This window comes from Desulfosporosinus sp. Sb-LF, assembly GCF_004766055.1.
Lineage (GTDB): Bacteria > Bacillota > Desulfitobacteriia > Desulfitobacteriales > Desulfitobacteriaceae > Desulfosporosinus.
This window is the reverse complement of sequence record NZ_SPQR01000003.1, coordinates 358,899-378,218: the sequence shown is the minus strand read 5'-3', so window position 1 is coordinate 378,218 and position 19,320 is coordinate 358,899. Positions and strand designations below refer to the sequence as shown.

General features: G+C 43.4%; 16 protein-coding genes and 1 pseudogene. 5 read left to right on the top strand and 12 right to left on the bottom strand.

Annotated elements, in window-relative coordinates:
• The first annotated feature begins 72 nt into the window (after nt 1-72).
• Nucleotides 73-1,248 carry a metallophosphoesterase gene (locus E4K68_RS06380; protein WP_348982839.1) on the top strand — a complete coding sequence of 392 codons (1,176 nt, stop codon included), beginning with the start codon at nt 73-75 and terminating at the stop codon, nt 1,246-1,248.
• A gap of 146 nt (nt 1,249-1,394) precedes the next feature.
• Here E4K68_RS06380 and E4K68_RS06375 read toward each other — a convergent pair whose 3' ends face one another.
• The 12 genes from E4K68_RS06375 to E4K68_RS06320 all read right to left on the bottom strand — a co-directional run bounded on the left by E4K68_RS06375 (nt 1,395) and on the right by E4K68_RS06320 (nt 16,016).
• Nucleotides 1,395-2,591: an anaerobic nitric oxide reductase flavorubredoxin gene (locus E4K68_RS06375; protein ID WP_135378109.1), complete on the bottom strand. Its 1,197-nt coding sequence runs from the start codon at nt 2,589-2,591 to the stop codon at nt 1,395-1,397.
• Between the two features lie 52 nt (nt 2,592-2,643).
• Nucleotides 2,644-3,849 (bottom strand): diguanylate cyclase, encoded by a 1,206-nt coding sequence (locus tag E4K68_RS06370; protein ID WP_135378108.1) that lies wholly within the window; start codon nt 3,847-3,849, stop codon nt 2,644-2,646.
• A 175-nt stretch (nt 3,850-4,024) separates the two neighbouring features.
• Entirely contained in the window at nt 4,025-5,098 is a 1,074-nt protein-coding gene (locus E4K68_RS06365) for a cytochrome c3 family protein (RefSeq protein ID WP_135378107.1), read from the bottom strand.
• 39 nt (nt 5,099-5,137) lie between these two features.
• Nucleotides 5,138-5,665, bottom strand: a complete 528-nt coding sequence (locus E4K68_RS06360) for a NapC/NirT family cytochrome c (protein ID WP_135378106.1) — start codon at nt 5,663-5,665, stop codon at nt 5,138-5,140.
• 324 nt (nt 5,666-5,989) lie between these two features.
• Nucleotides 5,990-6,538, bottom strand: coding sequence for a 4Fe-4S dicluster domain-containing protein (locus tag E4K68_RS06355; protein ID WP_135378105.1), 549 nt, complete (start codon nt 6,536-6,538; stop codon nt 5,990-5,992).
• Nucleotides 6,539-6,560: 22 nt separating this feature from the next.
• Nucleotides 6,561-8,600, bottom strand: coding sequence for a molybdopterin-dependent oxidoreductase (locus E4K68_RS06350; protein ID WP_135378104.1), 2,040 nt, complete (start codon nt 8,598-8,600; stop codon nt 6,561-6,563).
• 308 nt (nt 8,601-8,908) lie between these two features.
• The gene (locus E4K68_RS06345; RefSeq protein WP_135378103.1) at nt 8,909-9,814 is read right to left on the bottom strand and encodes a DmsC/YnfH family molybdoenzyme membrane anchor subunit; all 906 of its coding nucleotides are present in this window, start codon (nt 9,812-9,814) and stop codon (nt 8,909-8,911) included.
• 3 nt (nt 9,815-9,817) lie between these two features.
• Nucleotides 9,818-10,384: a 4Fe-4S dicluster domain-containing protein gene (locus E4K68_RS06340; RefSeq protein ID WP_135378102.1), complete on the bottom strand. Its 567-nt coding sequence runs from the start codon at nt 10,382-10,384 to the stop codon at nt 9,818-9,820.
• Nucleotides 10,385-10,396: 12 nt separating this feature from the next.
• Nucleotides 10,397-12,598: a molybdopterin-dependent oxidoreductase gene (locus E4K68_RS06335; RefSeq protein WP_135378101.1), complete on the bottom strand. Its 2,202-nt coding sequence runs from the start codon at nt 12,596-12,598 to the stop codon at nt 10,397-10,399.
• An 18-nt stretch (nt 12,599-12,616) separates the two neighbouring features.
• Nucleotides 12,617-13,264 (bottom strand): molecular chaperone TorD family protein, encoded by a 648-nt coding sequence (locus tag E4K68_RS06330; protein WP_135378100.1) that lies wholly within the window; start codon nt 13,262-13,264, stop codon nt 12,617-12,619.
• A gap of 163 nt (nt 13,265-13,427) precedes the next feature.
• Nucleotides 13,428-15,002, bottom strand: a complete 1,575-nt coding sequence (locus tag E4K68_RS06325) for a helix-turn-helix domain-containing protein (protein ID WP_135378099.1) — start codon at nt 15,000-15,002, stop codon at nt 13,428-13,430.
• A gap of 585 nt (nt 15,003-15,587) precedes the next feature.
• Nucleotides 15,588-16,016 (bottom strand): ABC transporter permease subunit, encoded by a 429-nt coding sequence (locus E4K68_RS06320; RefSeq protein WP_243450278.1) that lies wholly within the window; start codon nt 16,014-16,016, stop codon nt 15,588-15,590.
• A 267-nt stretch (nt 16,017-16,283) separates the two neighbouring features.
• Here E4K68_RS06320 and E4K68_RS20975 point away from each other — a divergent pair.
• The 4 genes and pseudogenes from E4K68_RS20975 to E4K68_RS06305 all read left to right on the top strand — a co-directional run.
• A pseudogene (locus E4K68_RS20975) lies at nt 16,284-16,382 on the top strand (cob(I)yrinic acid a,c-diamide adenosyltransferase); the annotation flags it as partial.
• A 40-nt stretch (nt 16,383-16,422) separates the two neighbouring features.
• Nucleotides 16,423-16,503, top strand: coding sequence for a hypothetical protein (locus tag E4K68_RS21620; protein ID WP_348982841.1), 81 nt, complete (start codon nt 16,423-16,425; stop codon nt 16,501-16,503).
• A gap of 443 nt (nt 16,504-16,946) precedes the next feature.
• The gene (locus E4K68_RS06310; protein WP_135378098.1) at nt 16,947-17,498 is read left to right on the top strand and encodes a cob(I)yrinic acid a,c-diamide adenosyltransferase; all 552 of its coding nucleotides are present in this window, start codon (nt 16,947-16,949) and stop codon (nt 17,496-17,498) included.
• Between the two features lie 74 nt (nt 17,499-17,572).
• A complete protein-coding gene (locus tag E4K68_RS06305) occupies nt 17,573-19,255 on the top strand; it encodes a methylmalonyl-CoA mutase family protein (protein ID WP_135378097.1) in 1,683 nt (560 codons plus the stop codon).
• Nucleotides 19,256-19,320 lie beyond the last annotated feature (65 nt).

Genomic DNA, 19,320 nt, shown 5'->3' with positions numbered 1-19,320 from the left:
CGAGGTACGTGAAAAGAGGATTATTCTAACTTTAGGAGAACTTTCAACTGAATATAAAATTATTATTTGGAGGTGAAATTAATTCAGATGGTAACCCCTTTTTATATTTTGGTGGGTAGTGTTATTTTTCTGATTTATGGTGGACTTAACTATTACATTGGTTTGCGTGGGTGGCAGGCCTTATTTAACTTTGTCCCCTTTTTAAGTCCTAGAGTATTTTGGCTAGCTTTTTGGCTGTTGTCCTTATCCTATTTATTTAGCCGATTTAGTCAGAGGTTTCTACCTAAAGTTATATACGAAGGATTGACCCTAGTAGGGGCTTATTGGCTGGCTTTTATGTGGTACTTCTTATTAGCGATCGCAGTGTTAGATTTACTACGATTGATCGACCACTTTTTTCGACTTGTACCACCGGAAATAAAACGGAGCTTAAACCCCGCTTTAGGATTCTTTATTTTTATATTGGTTGTTGGTATTGTAAGTTATGGGGCATGGAATGCTCGCCATCCTCGGGTAAATCATTATGATTTGTCAATTCCTAAACAAGCGGGGCAGCTAAAACAGTTGCATATTGTTATGGTTTCAGATATCCATTTAGGAACAATCGTTCATAACGATCATCTTACAAAAATGGTCAATACGGTTAATAAACTAAAACCCGATCTCGTTCTATTTGCGGGGGATGTGTTTGACGAGAATATTGAATCGTCTAATAAACAACAAGTTTCCGATAACTTTCGAAAACTGAGTGCTCCGTACGGTGTTTTTGCGGTACTGGGTAACCATGAGTATATTGGCGGGAATGCCGAGGAAGCTATAAGGTACCTAGGGGAAGCAGGGGTTAAGGTACTACGGGACAGCTCCCAGGAGATCGACGGAAGTTTTTATCTAATGGGGCGAGATGATCGTTCGGGGGCGCGTTTCAACGGTGTTAAGAGGCAAGACTTAGAAACCATCATGCAAGGAGTAAACCATTCTCTTCCGATTATATTAATGGATCATCAACCATCGCAATTAGAAGAGCCTGCTGAACAAGGGGTGGATTTGCAATTGTCCGGACACACGCACGTTGGCCAATTGTTTCCCATTCGATTTATCACGCACCGTATCTTCGAAGACGACTGGGGACTGCTTCGCAAGGGAAATTTTCAACTTATCGTTTCTTCGGGTTATGGGACTTGGGGACCGCCGATTCGGGTGGGTAATACTCCGGAAATTGTAGATATTATGATTACCTTTAAACAGTAGGCATTATAAGGTAGTTCCATTAAGGTATTAAAAAGGATTCAAATTATTTGTCCCTTATGAAGATTAAAAATGAGTTATTATTAGGAATGAGTATAAAAAAAGCAAGGTAAGCGTTTAAAATGCTCACCTTGCTTTTTTAGTTGTTATTACTTAAGAGCTTCTCCGATACGTCGTCCAAATTCTTCGCAATTCGTTAAAGCATCGTTATCGGGGTTCCAAGTCGCCTTAAGTCCATCATTGAGGACTTCGAACCCGCCTTTGCTTAATTCGGCTGAAATAAGCTTTGTATTTTCACCACTCCAACCATAACTACCAAAGGAAGCTGCTTTTTTATTTTTGAATCCTAATCCTTTAATCATTTCTAGTATCCCGGCAACGGAGAAAAGGATTCCTTTATTAATAGTCGGTGAACCTACAAGGACCGCCTTTGACTTAAAAACTTCTGAAATAATGTCATTTTTGTCGGTATGGGTGGAATTAGAATTAAACAATTTGACAGTAACCTCATTGTCACTTAGTTTGATCCCAGCGGCAATCTTTTCGGCCATTTGCCGGGTGCTGTTCCACATAGTATCGTAGACGATTGTAATTTGGTTTTCTTGGTAATCCTTAGCCCATTCCATATATTTGTTAACAATCTGCAAAGGGTTGTCCCGCCAAATGATACCATGACTCGGGCAAATCATATCGACTTGCAAATTAAAGCTTAAGATCTCATTGATTTTGTTTTCCACAAATTTGCTGAAAGGAGTTAAGATGTTAGCATAATACTTAAGGGCTTCCTGATATAACTCGGCTTGGTCGACTAAGTCATTGAACATGTGCTCAGAAGCTAAGTGCTGACCAAAACCGTCATTGCTAAATAGGATATTATCCCCGGTCATGTATGTAAACATCGTATCAGGCCAATGGAGCATTCTTGCTTCGACAAAAACAAACTCTTTGGATCCAAGGCTTAGTTTGTCCCCTGTTTTGACAGGTACGAAATTCCAATCCTGATGATACTGGCCCTTTAAGGATTTGATGGCATTGGCGGTGCAATAAATGGGGGTGTTAGGAATTTCCTTCATTAATTCGGGTAAAGCCCCACTGTGATCGGGTTCACCATGATTAGCAATGATATAATCGATCGTATTTAAATCGATTTCGTTCTTTAAATTAGTAACAAATTCTTTAGCGAAAGGTGTCCAAACGGTATCGATAAGGGCTATCTTTTCGTCGCGTACAAGAAATGAGTTGTAACTGGAGCCTCGGTGTGTAGAGTATTCATCCCCATGAAACTTTTTTAATTCCCAGTCGATTTTACCAACCCATTGGACACTTTTGTTAATTTCAAAACTCATGATTGAACCTCCTGAAATTTAATCTGTTTAAAATGTAAAATATTGACTGGTACTAAGAGGAACTACTGGCCAATTTGTGACAGTTACGACCATTCTGTTTCGCTTCATAAAGAGCAATATCTGCCGATTCAATTAAGGTTGAAGGTAAAACAGTAGGATTAGCTAATCCAATAGCAACTCCTAAACTAATTGTTACTTTTTGTGTAACAGAGGAAGAGTGATGGGGTATTTCAAGACTTTCGACGTTGGCCCGTAAAGATTCAGCTACTATTAGAGCACCTTTCACATCGGTGTTAGGAAGAACTACAACAAATTCTTCGCCACCGTAACGAGCGGCTAAATCCACTTGACGCTGTAGGGATCTTTTTATAGCAGCGGCTACCTTTTTAAGACATTCGTCGCCTTGGAGGTGACCGTAAGTATCATTATACGCTTTGAAGAAGTCGATGTCACACATAATGAGTGCTATGGGTTCGCTATTGCGAGCAGCTAGAGACCATAGTTGAGCAAGAAATTGATCAAAGTATCTACGATTGGCAATGCCGGTTAATCCATCAATTGAGGATAGGTAGCTTAGTTCCTGATTAGCTCGTTCCAATTGAGCCCTCTCTTCTAGTAAAGTATTGGCTAAAGGGCGAAAAGTATACAGTCCCAGAAAAGTTAGGGTTAAAATAATAATCCCGCCACTGGCTGTTTCCAACATCTGGAGTCGCTGGACTCTTGCCTCACTTTCTCGTTGGTATTGGGATACGATTCGATTGAGGGATTCCAATAACGCTTCCGTATTTTGCAAAAGATAAGTCAAATGAGGATTATCAGGGGTGAGCAAATCAACTGGTTCATTTGCTAAATCTAGAGCTTCAGATGTATAACGTTCAATGCGCACTTGCAAATTCGTGGGTGGGCTAAAATACATCGCCTGCATTTGCCGAGATAATTGTATTGGCAAATTCGATTGTGGAGCACCACTGACTAATTCTTGATGGTTCTCTTGTATTTTCCCAAGGGTACTCTGCAATTGCCTTCTGAATTGATCACGCTCACCAGTAGTAGAGGCATAAACAAGCTGTGTACTAAGAAGGGCTGCCTTTTGAGACAACCAGCGTTGCGACCCACTTACATTTATGAGCCGAGCGCTATCAGACTGAGTTAGTATCAGTTGATGGAGTGCTATGATACTGGCGATGGTAAGAAAAGCAATTAGACTTAAGGCCAAGACGTAGGTACGCGTTAGTTTAGATAGGGAAGGGAGTTTCATAATCTTTACTCCTACACAACACGTATATCTGGTTGCTCGAGAGCTTTACAGATTATTCAACATCTTCTACATTAAAATACTATAATCCTGCTTAAGAATTAAATTGTCTTGGAAAAGATTACGATAAGTAAAGACAAAGAGCCTCATCGTTGAGGCTCTTTGTCTGTTTAAAAGTTTATTTCGCTAGTTCTGGCAAACTTTTTTTGACCAAATCGATAACAGTAGGATTCTTTATCTCAGTAGGCTTAGTTGCAGGGTCATCTCCGAGATCTGGGTATTTGATAGCTCCGAAGCTGTGATCCCTTGTGATGTGTCCATAGGGATCACTCGGGTTTTTCCACATAATGGTATCAGGATCTAAGTTTTTCCCAGCATGACATGTAACACAAATATCTGCTGGTTTATCTGCTCGGAGTAGGGCACCACTGGCATTAGCTTTATGTGGGTTATGACAAGTCAAACATCCATTAACTTGGGAACTCTGAGCATGTTTACTTGCGAAATAGTCACGAGTACCATGATGGTTGTCTGTCGTGAAATTCCCTTGGGCATCTTTTATAGGATCGCTCTTATGACAACCCAAACAGGAAGTGCTAGCGGTTTCAAGGCTCATAGTTCCCTTTTTATCGGTGGCGCTGGCATGGGTTCCACCCGGACCATGACACGATTCGCAGGATAAACCATAATTAGGCGAAGCATTATTGATTCCAGGTGCATGGCATTTCGCACAAGAACTGAAGCTTTCCGCAGTCCAGTCGGGCTTGCCATCCTTATCTACGTCGGCTTGTTTTGCAGGTTGAACCTGCCATTTATCATTTGTCTTTTTAAGGGCGGCAATACGATAGAGCTTTTCTTTGAATCCAGCTGCAGCGGGTACTTCTGCAATAATATAGTCGTTCATCTGAACTCCGTAGATTTTGGCCTTCGATAAATCGATCGTTGTAGACGTTGGCTTTTCGGTGTTGACTGAATCGAAAACGGTGATAGAACCCAAGGGCTTGTCTAGCGGAAAATCAGAAATGGGTTTAAAGGCTTGGTAATGTTGGGTATGAGGGACATTGTCCAATTTTGTAGGGTGACACTGTTTACACGTGTCATCTCCAACATAAGCGATCTTGGTTACTCCGGTAGGTTGAGCCGCTGGTGGGGTGGGAGTTGTGGGAGTTTGAGCTGTATTGCAACCCACTGTTAAGACCGCTAAAAATGCTAGTGAAATTATGGATGTCATAAGATGTTTTTTTCGGATCATAATGGTTCCTCCCTTTGAATTATTTTGAAAGTAGTTATTTTATGGTGTTGACCCTTGAGGTTCACCGTGGGCAACGTATCGATGACAGACGAGACAGGAAACGTTGTTTTGAAGAATTTCTTCATGAGAAGATTTAGGAGCCAATGGCCCAGATGTAAGTTTAATATTTTTAGCATTTGGATAATATCCATTCTGTCCTGTATGACATACGATACAGGTTTGTATGTTGTACTTGGCCACAAGAGTAGTAGGAACTTGATTGGTAAGCTGGAGATAAACTTCTCCTAATCCTTTGAATTTTCGTGATACGTATCCAACGGTACCCGGATTTGCATGGCAATCGAGACAGGTTACACTTTTGTGAGCTCCTACGCTCCAACTAGCCACTGGCTGACGAATTTGATGACAACTTGCACAGAAATTTGGTTGAGATGTAAAATGCATAGTTAAAAACATTAGGACACTTAAAGCGACTATTACAAGAGTTGTTATCAAGATAATTCTTTTCGTACTTCTATGTATAGGTTGTTCCCTTGGTTTATTTTCATTATTTGCTTCTGAAGCCATCTAAATCACCTCCTCAATTTACGTCGTTAGTTTGCTTATAAATCAAAAAAATAATGCCTTGGTTCTTAAGAATATCGAATGATAGTTATGTTAAATAAGGATATATATGGAAATGTATTTTGGAAACAGTATTATAACAGCTAAGAGGGCATTTGCAGCATCACAGACAAAAGGGGCTACAATAAAAATCATTGTAATATTTCACAAAATAATAGAGACATCTTTGTAGGAAATTACAAAGATATCTCTATTATCCCTCGTTCGTGAGCGTCCTTTTCTGCTGGCGCAATGGTAGCTGAGGTTTGGTTCAAGCCAAGTCTTTCTTTATACCTTTGTTTCCCTGGGCGGTTTATAGAAAACAGAGGGACGCGTCAACCGAAGGCTTGGAACGGGGGCAGTGAGCCGTAAGAGTTGGTTCACTGGAATATCGCGTACTTCCTTGAGCTCAAGCGCACCAGTTAGGCAGGCTTGAACACAGGATGGAGACATTCCTTGATCTAATCGCTCATAGCAGAGTTGGCATTTAGTAGCTTTATTGGTTTGAGGATTGATTTGGGGAGCTCCAAAGGGGCAAGAGGCAACGCAAGACTTACAGCCAGTACATTTCTCGGAAAAATGTAAGACGATACCATCGCGGCGTTTAGCATAGGCTCCGGCTGGGCAGACCCTTAAGCATTCTGGATTGCCACAATGATTACAGGCGGTCGATAGGTAAAATTTCTGAATATGGTCTATTGAGAGCTTCTCTACCATACGGACCTGACGCCATCGAAGGAGGGGAGGCAATTGATTTTTATTTTGGCATGCTTTGGCACAAGCTCCACAGCCGAGACAACGATTAACATTAAGCAAGAACCCCAATTGTTTGACCATAAGACGGCACACTCCGTTATGTCTATAGTTTTCTCAAATTCACGAAGGTTTCATTTAATGCAAACCCTGGGGCCCCCAGAGTGATCTGTCCCATATCGGTTGACGGCGTGCCGAGTAAGCGATTAAGGGGAAAATTCGCGTCAACTTGTTCCTGGAAAATAACCACAATATCTGTCGAGAAGCCAAATTCAGGGTGAACGATTACGTTTAACTGACCAAACTCATTCCGAATCTGAGCTCGGTCACCCGCTACTAGATCATAAAGTTGGGCGAGCTCGGGTGCAAGATACAAGATGAAATCAGTCTTACGAGTATCTAAAGCATAAGCCTGAGAGTTAATAGTTGAGTGGTGATGTGGAGTCAAAAGGCGTAACGGAGTATTAATTGAAGGAGAAAGAGGCGGCACGAAGATTGGGAGTGGAGGAAGTTGGGCGTTAGCTGCTTGAGTTGAGAAGAATTCATAGCGCCCAGTAGGAGTAGCGAAGGTTCTATTTTCCCATGCAGTACGGGAGAACTTTGCCCGCACTGGACCTTTTAAGATATCTTCAGGGTTTTCTAAGCCTAGTATTTCTAACATTTGAGGACCGAGTTCGCGTAGGAGGGTTTCTTTTTCATTACCCGAAGTGGGGAACGTACAACTTCCAGGGGTAAGATGATTTAACTGAGAAGAAACATCCCAAGCAATTTGTAAGTCTGAGCGGGATTCCCCTACAGGAGAAATAGCGGGCTCGTTGACCCCCACCCAATAGTGCCAGTACCCGGCATTCACATCCCAGTGTTCATAATGTGTCGTTACGGGAAGGAAAATATCAGCTGCTTCGGAGGACTTGGAATGAAAAAGGTCGCTTACGACGATTAGATCTAGTTGGTTGATAAGTTTTTTCCAGCGCTGTAGATTACCATCCTGGGATAAAGGGTTTCTTCCAGAAATCCAGAGCATTTTAACAGGGGGATCGGTGCAACTGAGTGCTTCATCTGAAAAACGATTAATATTCAAGTTGCGATCCATCGAATTGATCTTGTCTGAAGAGGGCTTATCCCCACTAATCTCCCCAGAAAAACGCCAGGTTTCAAATTGAGCGTATTGAACCCCACCTCCTTGTTTACCAAGGTGTCCCGCGAAGGCCCCTAATGCATCAATAGCGCGTAGGGTTTGCCCACCGTTCGTATAACGCTGTAAGCCAAAGCCTGCCCATATACAAGCTGGGTTGGTTTGACCGTATTCCAGGGCAAGTTCACGAATGGTTGACATAGGAACTCCGGTAACCTCTGAACAATGGCTAAGGGAAATTTTCGTTTCTAGGTAGTGGATGAATTCTTCACACCCTGCCGTATAATCACTAAGATTGGGGTCCATAAGATTTTCTTCTAATAGGACCTTGGCAAATCCTAAAGCCAGAAGCCCATCGGTTCCAGGGCGTACCTGTATAAACTGATGAGATCGTGCGGCTGTGGCACTAAAATGTGTATCGAAGCAAACGACCTTTGCACCGTGATCAATAGCATCAAAAATAATCGGCATTTGGTGAACGGCTGTCCAGACAGGGTTTACTCCCCAGAGCCAAATTAACTTAGCCTGAGCCATATCCAGCGGGTCCGAACAAAAGTACGTTCCAAAGTCTAAAGTCTGGGCTTCGACTCCCGCCGACCAACATGGGGACCCGACAGCTCTTGTGGTGGCTCCGATGCCAGTGAAGAGACCTTCCATAGCATTGTGTAAAATACCGAAATTTCCAGAGTACTTATTCAGAGCGAGCGGTAAAGACGTTCCATACTGCTCCTTGAGACTAAGGATTTTTTCTGAGATTAGCCCTAATGCTTCATCCCACGTAATACGTTCCCAAAAACCGCTATAACGGCCTCGCTGACGCATAGGGTAACGAACGCGCTGAGGACTGTAAACCTTTTTAACATCATCGAGAGCTTTCGAACAGAGTTTGCCCGAGGTGTATTCATGATGGGGATTTCCTTCTACGGAGATGAGGACACCATTGCTGGTAGTGCTCACAATGCTACAGGTATCATAGCAGTTACGAGGACAGATATTGTGATGTAATTTCAAAGGATACCCTCCTCGTCTGCTCAATATCGCTAAAATACTTATTCGTTAGAGTTTACTGAAAAACCTTTAAGTATTATTGAATGATTTTGCTTACGTATATCTGCTAATGTGCTGTTTTTCGGCAATTGTTGCTTTACAGTGAAATCGTGGATGTATTTTTTCTGTAGTATAATCTTTAGCTAGAAAAGGTATTCTACCTTGCTCTGAACTTGCTGACGTTGCTACGTTTAATATAAAAATATGAGCCCTGGATGTCTGCGCGGATATGGCAAACTTCCAGGGCCGTAAAAAGGTTGCAAGATAATAGCTTAGAACAAGGCATTAATATGGATGCCGACGGCGCTTAGGTAGAAAAGCGCTCGACCTAAGACTTCTCCCAGGCAAACTAACAGAGTAACGATTAATATAAGATTAGGTTTTTCAACTTGAGAGTTTCTAAGAAGGCTAACTAGAAGAAGAAGCGGAGCTAGCCAGCCTAGAAGGGCACGGGCCCAAAAAAGAGGGCTGTTCAATAGAAAACTCAAGGTTAGGGATCCTTCAGCGCTTCCGCTGAGCAAAGACCCGTAAACAACATAGAGAAGTAAGCTAAGAATTGTGCATCCGAGTGACCACTTCAGCAGAAGGTTCTTTTGAACAGGTTGAAGCAATTTCGTTCCTAATACCAAGGTGCAGAGAGCACCAAGTAATCCTGTAGTAAGTAGGAAGAAAAGAACGGGGCCTACGTTATTCCAAGCAGGAACACGGGGGAGAACGTAAATCATGGCACTGCTGGCAATGCCCAATAGACCTAGGACAGAAGTGATCCCTAATCCGAGAGACCGGTTATCAGTTTGTTGTACTCCAGCTGCAATTTCAGAAGTCGTGATGGGTGTGGCGCCTGATTCGAGAATTCGGCTAATTGCTTGTTGTCTCGACTGCCAGAAAAGATAGATCCAGGCAAGGAACGTGAGGAGGAACAAGAGAATTTCGCGACTTAACCATGAGGAGCCAAGGTGGGCTAGGGCGCGGTAGGCTGCTTCTGGATGCCCCAAATGAAAAAGTGAAGCCAACAGAGCAAGTGCCAATAGGATCCCAGAAACATTGACACCTTGTTTGAACAATTTCGTATTAAGATGATCACGGCTACGGTCGAGCCACCAGAGCATAAGGATGATCCCGACCGCGATTTGTCCAAGAACGGTAAATAGAATTAAGGGCCATTCCCAGTCTCCCATAGGTTAATCCCTCCTAATTTGTTTGCCTTGTTTCGGTCCGATGAAACGAATCGATGGCGTTGTAATTTTCGGGCTGGGTAGCCCAGGTAAGGTTTTGAGTACACCAGTTTTCTGGTCAAGGCTATCATTGATTTCCACAAGTTCTAGAGCTCCTGGAATGCAGGCGGCGACACAAGCTGGTTTTTCTCCTTTGTCAATTCGCTGGTAACATAGATTGCATTTCTCGACTTTCTTTTTTGCGGGGTTAAATTGGGGACGATCATACGGGCAGGCCATGGTACATAGTCGACAGCCGATGCATCGATTAGGATCATGGATTACAATGCCATCGTCGCGTTTAGTGTAGGCCTCTACCGGGCAGACACGGAGACATTCTGGATGAGCGCAGTGGTTACAGGCCATCGAGAAAAACATTCGGGTAGGAAGCGAGAAGGCGTCTTCATTGAGTTGGAAGACCTTACGCCACTGGGGGGTTGCGTCAGTTTGATACTCATTTTTGCAGGCCATTTCACACCCCCGACAGCCCACACATTTCTCTGAGTTGTGTAAAAAGCCAAGCTGTTTACTCAAAGGGATTCCTCCTTATGCTTTTTCAATCATTACGAAATTATCGTGAAAGGCCAACCCGTCGTTACCGGTCGCCTGCTTTCCCATATCGCTGGGAGTTGCTTTTAAGGTGTAATTAACATTGTAGTTAGAGTTTTTATACCAAGATTCATACGAGACGACCACATTTGGGGAGGTTGTCCGGGTTAGGTGAGCTTTAACCGTAATTGAACCAAGGTCATTGTAGACTTTAACCATGTTTCCTTCCAAGATGCCGTATTTGGCGGCTAGAACTGGGTGAATCTCTACTTTGGGTTCGGGGTTTGTGGTCATCATCCAGTCTAGGTTTTGAAACTGGGAGTGCAAAGCATGCTGCGGATGGGGCGTCATAAATCGGATCGGATATTTCTCGGGGGTCTTCATTTCTTCAACCCATATGGGGAGCGCAGGGAGTCCATTCTTTTTGGCAAGTTCACTGTGAATCTCAATCTTCTTTGAAGGGGTGCGGAATTTTCCATCGGACCATGAAGCAGAAGGCATGTTTGCCTTGCGAGGCCCATCGACGAGTTCCTTATAATCTTTAATGCCAAGCATTTGGTGTATTCCGGGGTTGAATTCTTTGGCTAACCATTCCTCCGGTGTTCCTGAAGTTGGGAAGGTACAAGAACCGGGTTCTAAGGCATTCATTTTCTTGGAAAGTTCTATGGCAATTTCAACATCACTTTTCGATTCATACAAGGGGTTAATGGCGCGTTGGTTGATACCGACCCAATAGTGCCAATAGCTTGCCATGACATCCCAATCTTCAAAATGGGTGGTTGCCGGCAAGACGATATCAGACATCTCGACGGTTTTGTTGAAAAACGAGTCTACGGTAACGACAAATTCCATGGAAGCAAACATTTTTTCAATGGCATGAGTGTCGGGGTCTTGGGAGCCAGGATTCCGGCAAGCAAGCCAGAGCATTTTTACTGGGGGGTTACTTTGGGCGGAGACATCGTGGGCAAAGTTATTCATGTTGATGGAACGGTCCCCTTCTTTGCCATCTGGGCCAATAAATCCTTTAGAGCCCTTGGGAGCAGAGTTCACCATTGCATTATAGTTAAAGCCCCACGTTTCCAAGTGACCGTAGTTAACTCCCCCACCAGATTTTCCGACATTGCCAGTCAGGACACCGAGAGCATCGATGATACGTACGTTCTGACCGCCGTTCGTGTGACGTTGCATGCCGTAACCAACCCACATACTAGCTGGTTTTGCTGTCGCGTATTCGCGGGCAATTTCCATGATGATATCTTTAGGCACACCGGTTTTTTCAGAGGCCCAGTCTAAAGTAATGGATTTTTTGATATAGTCGACCCATTCATCAAACCCGACACTGTTGGCACGGGCATAGTCCCAATCAACCCAGTTGTTATCTATGATATATCGCGCCATGCCCAAAGCGAGAGCCCCATCCGTACTGGGGTTAACTTGGATGTAGAGATCAGCTTTGGAAGCGGTTGACGTTAAGATTGGATCGATGACCACTAGTTTAGCCCCGCGTTCCCGGGCTTTGTTGATGAAGGGGAAGCTGTGAATCGCTGTCCAGGCGGCATTTTGTCCCCAAAGAATAATATACTTGGCATTAACCATGTCTTCGGGGTCGTTACTGTAAAGCGTTCCAAAATCATAGGTTTGAGCATCAATGCCAGCGGGCCAGCAGGGTGTGCCAACGGCACGAGTTGTATAGCCGAGGCTGGACATTGTTCCTTCTATGCCATAGTGAACAATACCAAAGTTGCCAGAGTATTTATCTAAGCAAATTGGGAGTGTCGATCCGTAGCGTTTTTTCAAATCTAGAATTTTCTTGGCAATTGTATCCATGGCTTCATCCCAACCGATGCGGGTCCAGTTACCAGAACCACGAGGGGATTGCTTCATGGGATATTTGATGCGGTCTGGGCTATAGACGCGGCGGGGATAAGTGTACCCTTTTAGGCAAAGTTTACCGTTGGTGTAGCCATGTTTAGGGTCCCCTTCAACCTTTTTAAGGATTCCGTCCTGAACGTAGGTAATCTGTCCACACGTGTCGTAGCAGTTACGGGGACAGACATTTCGAAACGTTTTCATAGTCTCAGAGGTTTGACCCGCAGCAGTGGCAGAGGGAGAACTGGTCAACAAATTAAAATTAAAGAGGGTTAGGCTAGAGACGGCGGCAGCTGCTCCTCCAAGAAATTTGCGTCGCGATAGTTTCATAATGGGCCTCCTTCGTGTTTAATGGTTGTTTTGAGCTGTGATAGTAGCGATTACTTCACTTAATGCAGAGAAGACAGGGTGCTTAGTTGACTCGGAAATGGCTTGGGCAAAGGGTCCTAACCAACGGCCAAGATGTTGAGACCAAAACATGTGGAGTAGGGTTGTGTAGTGTTGACCTTGAACGCCGTCTTTTGCACTCTGCGCGTCGACTATTCGACTCAGGAGGTAAGCCGCGAATTCAAGTTCTGTCGCAATAAAATCATCGGGTTCACGCCCTTGCCTAAAAGCTTGCAAGTTTTCTTGCGTGTAGATTTTGCGGACTGCTAACGTTTGCTCTCCCATAACTAAATGGTCGGGGGATAAATAAACGGATTCATAGGGGGGGGCCTTCGGCGAAGTTGGACCGACGAAGAGGCGATTGAACTCGTAGCCCATAAGAATGTACTCGTCTTTATCCGTATTCGAGTAGTGGGCTAGGGTTTCTTCGGCCAGAAGTAGCTTGTCAAGATTAAAGTGGGCGATAAAGGCCGTACAAGATTTAACGAGTGGGCTCAAAGTTTGAGAGAGATTTTCTCCTCCTTTTGCGAAGAGTAGGCTCAGAGAGAGTAAGAGGCCGGCATGAATTTGCAATACCTGTGGGGGGCAGTCTTCGTAAAATGGTGTCAACAGAATTCCTCCTTTCAGGTAAAATTTCTTGTGTCTTTATTCACTTTATACGCTATAGTTCGGCCTTCGATGTTTTGTTCCTTTAGAGCAGACGATGAATTAAAAGGGCATTCGTTGTAAAAAAAAACAAAAGCCCTTCTCCGCTAAGAGAGAAGGGGTAAACTTAGTCTGACCATAACGTTTTTATCCGACCGATCTTAAGTGCAAGAAAAAGATTAACTTGGTTTTCCAGGGAAGATAAATCACGATCTAAGATCTCTGAGGCTTTTTTGAGACGGTAGCGGAGGGTGTTCGGATGAAGGTAAAGTTTTTCGCCCGCAGCGTTTAGGTCTGTGTTGCAGGAGAAATAAGCTAATAATGTTTCTTCAAGAGCGAGATTGCTTTCCTTATCAAATTTCAGGAGAGGTGCGAGAACTTCAGAGCGATAGTCTTCTAGTTCCTGACGATCTAAGCGGTGTAATAAACGCATGATGCCAAGGTCCTGAAAAGAGACTAAACGATCGGGGCTATTAAATAGTTGACCTAATTCGAGTGCTGTCCTCGCTTCTTGAAAGCTCCGGTGTATGTAGCGTGCAGAGTTATACAAGTTACCAAGACCGTAGTGAAACGATTGTTTTTCGGGGAAATGCTTGGCTTGCTCCATAATTGGCTCAAGAAGCTGGGATGCTTTGTCGTGCCACTCTGATTGAGGAAGCATGTCCTCCAGCGGGAAGAGGAAAACGACTTGACCATTACGTTCAAGACAAATTGTCTTAGGGTGGCGGTTATGCAAAATCGTGGTCATTTCGGTAAATAATTCTTCAAAAAGTTCGCGTTCGGCTGAATCTGGATCATAGCTAGGTATTTCCCCAACCACGACAAAGTGAGGTTTAGCAAAATCCCATCCCCACAATTTTCCTCGTGAAATGATCACTTCAAGGGAATCAAAATTATTATAAAGTAAATCAAAGAGAAAATCCCTATGGTGTTGGCGTTCGCTGTCCTGGATGCTCTGCGTTTTAACAAGTTCGAGTAAGATTAAAGTGGCGGTTTTCTGAAGGAAGAATTGTTCGATACTTCCCATATTCATTTTATTTGCTGCTAACCCAAGGAAGCCCAAGACTCCTTTCGACCCTGAAAGCGGACACCAAGTTAGGGGAATAGTTTGGTAGCCTTTCTCAGTCCATTGCCCTGAATAGAGTGGAGCGAAGGGTGAGGGTAGATTAGGTGATGCGTGCGATTTTGGGGATTTGAAAGAGATGGGATCTAAGGGAAGTGATTTTCCCCCGGCCCATCCTAGAACTTCGAGTTGCTTATTTATAAGGAAGATATCACACTCGAAAATCTCTTGTAAGTTGTTTAGAAATGAAAACCCATTTCCATTTGTTAAGTGCTCAGCGATCATCTGTGAATATCGTTCACTTGCCATAAGGATACGACCCAGTTCACGATCTAACCAATCCGTTGCCCTCTCACAAAATATTGGCCAGGAAGAGGGGGCCTTTTGTGAGAAAAGCAAAGTAAACGTTTCATTTGAAATGTTTAGAGTCAGAGAAATAGACCCATCGCTGGGCTCTAAAGTTACGGCTTCCCCAACAAAGGGTAGGGAGACGGTTTTAATTCCTGTAAAATGGATCGATCGAATGCACAACTGAGAAAAGCTCTGGGCTAAGGCGTTCGTGCCGCCGAGGGCTTGCAAAGATAATGCCTCCTGAAGTCGGTCGACAGTGATTGCTTGGGGTAGATTTGGGTTATCCATTATTCCACCTCGTCTTGTATAATACATTTTAGAATTGACAAACATGTTATATACTTGAGTATAACAACTTTTTACAGGGTCGGAAACATAAGAGGAATTTCTGAAGCCTTTATTTTTAGAAGCAACTTATCAGGGTCATCTCATGTAGCAACAAAGTCAGAGGATCTTGCAGTAGTGACATAGATTATGGAAACGTCAAGACTTCATTTGTTATTGTAACCTAGCAGCCGCTGAATTTATTGGTCCACCTGTCGAGGATATTATAGACAGAAAGTGATGGAAATTGTCTCGAACTCCAAACTTAGTAGCGTGTTAAAGGACGGAGGGCTATACTAAAGGCGTTCTGAAGTTCAAGGTGTGGAAAAGGGAAACACAAATGAATAATAGTTAGACCTGTAGAAGCCAATAGTTTGTTTAAATAGCCGAGAAGAAATACCGTTTTTTCCACCAAAGAGGGAGTAAGAACCTACTTAAATGTAGGTTCTTACTCCCTCTTTGGTATGATCGTGCAGAATCAGTTCTGCTTTAAGAAGCGGGGCTGACGGACTGGACGTTATAAGAGATCGAGACTTCTGTAAAGGATACCTAGGAGTTTAGAATCTTTTTCTTCATGGCTATGAGTCCAATCAAGCCGATCAAGAAGACGCCCACTAGCATCAAATCGGTCTGAGCCATTTCACGACCTTCTTGAATCAAATAGCCGATCCCCTTAGAAGCTCCCAGTAGTTTTGCTGCGACTAAGGAGCGCCAACAATAGCTAAGCCCCAGTCGCATACCGACAAATATGGAGGGAGTGGCTGAGGGAAGATAAACACGGGTCATCATACCCCAAGGGGAAAGGCCGTAGGTGGTGTAAGCTACTTCTTTCAATTTCGGATCTATAGCGGCGATACGGTGTAAAGTATTAAGGAAAATAGGGATAATACCTTGTGTCGAACCATAATAATCACAATCCTTTGCTTTTAGCTTTACTTGCCATACTTTTTGGAGAAGCTTATTCTCTGAGCTTATCATACCAATCTATTAAAAAAATGACTATCATAATCTTCACATGATTCGCTCTTTCTAGTCAAATTTAGCGTTTGACATGATTGAAATTAGGTCTTCGTTATACTAATGGGTCATAAAAAGAATAAAGTCTAAAATTAAATGTAAGAGAATATTTTCATTAAGAAGGTAGTAAAAAGAATATTTCAATTAGTTGGAATTGACAACCGAAAAGAGGGCCAAGTAAAAGTAATCAATTTAATAGAAAGGGGGTAAGGGAGGGATTCAGGACTCATTCTGATTAATACCGGAAATGGTAAGGGCAGGACTACTGCGGCCTTAGGGCTAAGTATGAGAGCGCTGGGACATAACCAAAAGGTCGGATTTCTGCAGTGCTCCAGAGTTCTTAGAAATTGCTGATACTGTCACTGAAATGATGGAGCATCGCCATGCTTACCAAAAAGGGGTTGTGGCAAAGGCGGGGTTAATCAAATTAAGGACGGAAAGTCAATAATTTGTTGCAATATAGCAACAGTATCTTCAAATATGCAACATGGAGATTAAAACAAGTCTGTGCTATATGAAACAGGGTGGGGAGATAAAAATATTGGTGGTTTGACCTCTTTCATCAAAATAATCTGAAAATTACGACAGATGCAAGCTGAACTGCCTTACTATAACAAAGTTGCAACAGGCAATAGAAGGTTATTGTGTTGCAGTAATGCAACGATATTAGACTTAGTTTTCTTTTCTAAGTTATTCTGATACGGGTATTTAGGCATAATTCTGAATTATTTGATATTGGCATCATTCTTGCTATGCTATATAAAGGAGTAAGAGATGCGAAATTAATTTGATTCAAATTGATTTCAACACAAAGTCTGATAAGTGGAACCCCCCCTACCTTCGGCTGCCCTTTGACTTGACGGGGAAGAGTAAAGAAAAGAGGTGAATACATTGAGTGTGATGCAGTCCACAGCGAGCATAGCCAAGCGTGGTTTGGTGATGGTAATTACGGGTAACGGCAAGGGCAAAACAACGTCATCCTTTGGCCAGGCCTTACGGGCTATTGGACAGGGCTACAAGGTATGCATTATTCAATTTATGAAGGGACGTAAATATGGAGAGGTGATTGCCGCGGAAAAGTACCTCCCGGACTTGCAAGTCTATCAATTTGGACTGGATAGTTTTGTCATGCGGAACAATCCTGCGCCTGTAGATGTGGAGATGGCCCAGCAAGGTTTGGAAAAAGCCAAAGAGATCATCGCCAGTGGTGAATATAACATGGTCATCCTGGATGAGATTAATGTGGCATTAGACTTTAAGCTCATTCCGGAGGAAGAAGTGCTAGAGATGGTTAAAAATAAGCCGGCAGAATTGGATTTATTGTTAAGCGGCCGGTATGCTTCCGATAAGCTGAGAGAAATGGCTGATTTGGTAAGTGAAGTTACCGAGGTAAAACATCACTATAATGCAGGTATTAAAGATAGAGCAGGGATCGAGTACTAGTGCCCTATCAACGTCACTGCTTCAACGTCTTAATTGACGTATAAAACTATAAACTATTTAGGAGGGAATAACTTTTGATTAATGAAGATTTAGTAAACAAGTCAAGCGCATTAAGACAAAAATGGGAAGACGAAGTTAAAAAAATTGTGGCTAAACACCCTGACCAAAAAGAAAGCTGGACCACGGTTTCCGATTTAGGAATCAAGAGAATATACGGCCCCGAGGACATTAAAGATATGGATTTTGAGCGGGATATAGCTTATCCGGGACAATATCCCTATTTGAGAGGCTGCCAGCCATCCGGTTACCGTGGAAAATACTGGACCTTCAGAATGTTCTCCGGTATGGGTACAGCTGTTGAAACCAATAAACGCTGGAAATACCTGTTGGCTACCGGCCAGACCGGCCTGAGTACTGCCTTTGATTTCCCGACCCTGATGGGTTATGATACTGATTCCCCCAAAGCCAGGGGTGAGTGTGGAAAAGTAGGGGTGGCTATTGATTCCATCGCAGATTTCAGAGACCTGATCAGTGGGATTCCTCTGGATAAGATAACCACCTCTATGACGATTAACCCACCTGCAACTATATTATGGGCCATGTATATTGCCTGTGCCCAGGAACAGGGAATCCCTCTGAACAAAATCGGCGGTACCATTCAGAATGATATGTTAAAAGAGTTTATTGCCCAGAAAACCTTTATGTGCCCGCCCGAGCCATCAGTAAAATTAATTAGCGATACCATAGAGTTTGGGACCAAATATGTACCCAAGTGGAATACCGTCAGTATCAGCGGTTATCACATCAGAGAAGCCGGGTCAACCGCTGTACAGGAACTGGCCTTCACGTTAAGAGACGGTATGGAATATGTAGAAGACGTGATCAGACGTAAAGGTTTACAGGTTGATGAATTTGCTCCCAGATTATCCTTCTTCTTTAACTCGCATAGCGATTTCTTTGAGGAAATTGCTAAATTAAGAGCTGCTCGCCGGATCTGGGCTAAGGCAATGCGTGAGCGTTATGGTGCCAAGGACCCGCGTTCCTTATGGATGAGATTCCATACTCAGACTGCCGGCTGCTCGCTTACCGCCCAGCAGCCCTATAATAACGTGGTGCGGACTGCTCTTCAAGCTCTGGCCGGCGTTCTCGGCGGCACCCAGTCACTGCACACCAACTCACTAGACGAGGTTTTGTGTCTGCCTTCAGACCATGCAGTACAAATTGCCCTGCGGACTCAGCAAATTATTGCTGAAGAAACCGGTGTGGCCAGCACTATTGACCCGCTGGCTGGTTCATATTTCGTGGAAGCGCTGACCAATGAAATGGAAGAAAAAGCTTGGGAATATATCCATAAAATCGACGATATGGGTGGTATGGTTGCTGCTATCGAGAAGGGCTTCCCGCAGCTGGAAATTTCCGATGCTTCTTATAAATTCCAAAAGCAAATTGATGCTCAGGAAAAAGTCATGATCGGTGTGAACAAGTATGTTCAGGAAGATGAAAAGGTTGACATTCCAATCGTAGAAATAGATGACTCCGTTGAAGAAGAACAGCTCAATCGTCTGGCTGAAGTTAAGAGAAAGCGCGATGGCCGTAAAGTTGCCGAAACACTTAAAGACATCGAGGCTGCTTGTAAGAAAGGCGAAAATGTTATGCCTTATTGTATTGAGGCGGTTAAGAACTATGCCACTGTTCAGGAAATCTGCGATGTTTACAGGGGAGTTTTTGGGGAGTACCGCGACCCTGGCATTTACTAAGATTGAGTTGGAATTCTTAGGTAGCCGGTATTTTTTTAAATGGAAATGGTTTTTCGCTAAAATTG

Bases quoted from the DNA above. Each gene is read 5' to 3' on its own strand.
- E4K68_RS06370 (WP_135378108.1), bottom strand. From the start codon at position 3,849: ATGAAACTCCCTTCCCTATCTAAACTAACGCGTACCTACGTCTTGGCC.
- E4K68_RS06355 (WP_135378105.1), bottom strand. From the start codon at position 6,538: ATGGTCAAACAATTGGGGTTCTTGCTTAATGTTAATCGTTGTCTCGGC.
- E4K68_RS06345 (WP_135378103.1), bottom strand. From the start codon at position 9,814: ATGGGAGACTGGGAATGGCCCTTAATTCTATTTACCGTTCTTGGACAA.
- E4K68_RS06365 (WP_135378107.1), bottom strand. From the start codon at position 5,098: ATGATCCGAAAAAAACATCTTATGACATCCATAATTTCACTAGCATTT.
- E4K68_RS06320 (WP_243450278.1), bottom strand. From the start codon at position 16,016: ATGATAAGCTCAGAGAATAAGCTTCTCCAAAAAGTATGGCAAGTAAAG.
- E4K68_RS06335 (WP_135378101.1), bottom strand. From the start codon at position 12,598: ATGAAACTATCGCGACGCAAATTTCTTGGAGGAGCAGCTGCCGCCGTC.
- E4K68_RS06375 (WP_135378109.1), bottom strand. From the start codon at position 2,591: ATGAGTTTTGAAATTAACAAAAGTGTCCAATGGGTTGGTAAAATCGAC.
- E4K68_RS06325 (WP_135378099.1), bottom strand. From the start codon at position 15,002: ATGGATAACCCAAATCTACCCCAAGCAATCACTGTCGACCGACTTCAG.
- E4K68_RS21620 (WP_348982841.1), top strand. From the start codon at position 16,423: ATGATGGAGCATCGCCATGCTTACCAAAAAGGGGTTGTGGCAAAGGCG.
- E4K68_RS06360 (WP_135378106.1), bottom strand. From the start codon at position 5,665: ATGGCTTCAGAAGCAAATAATGAAAATAAACCAAGGGAACAACCTATA.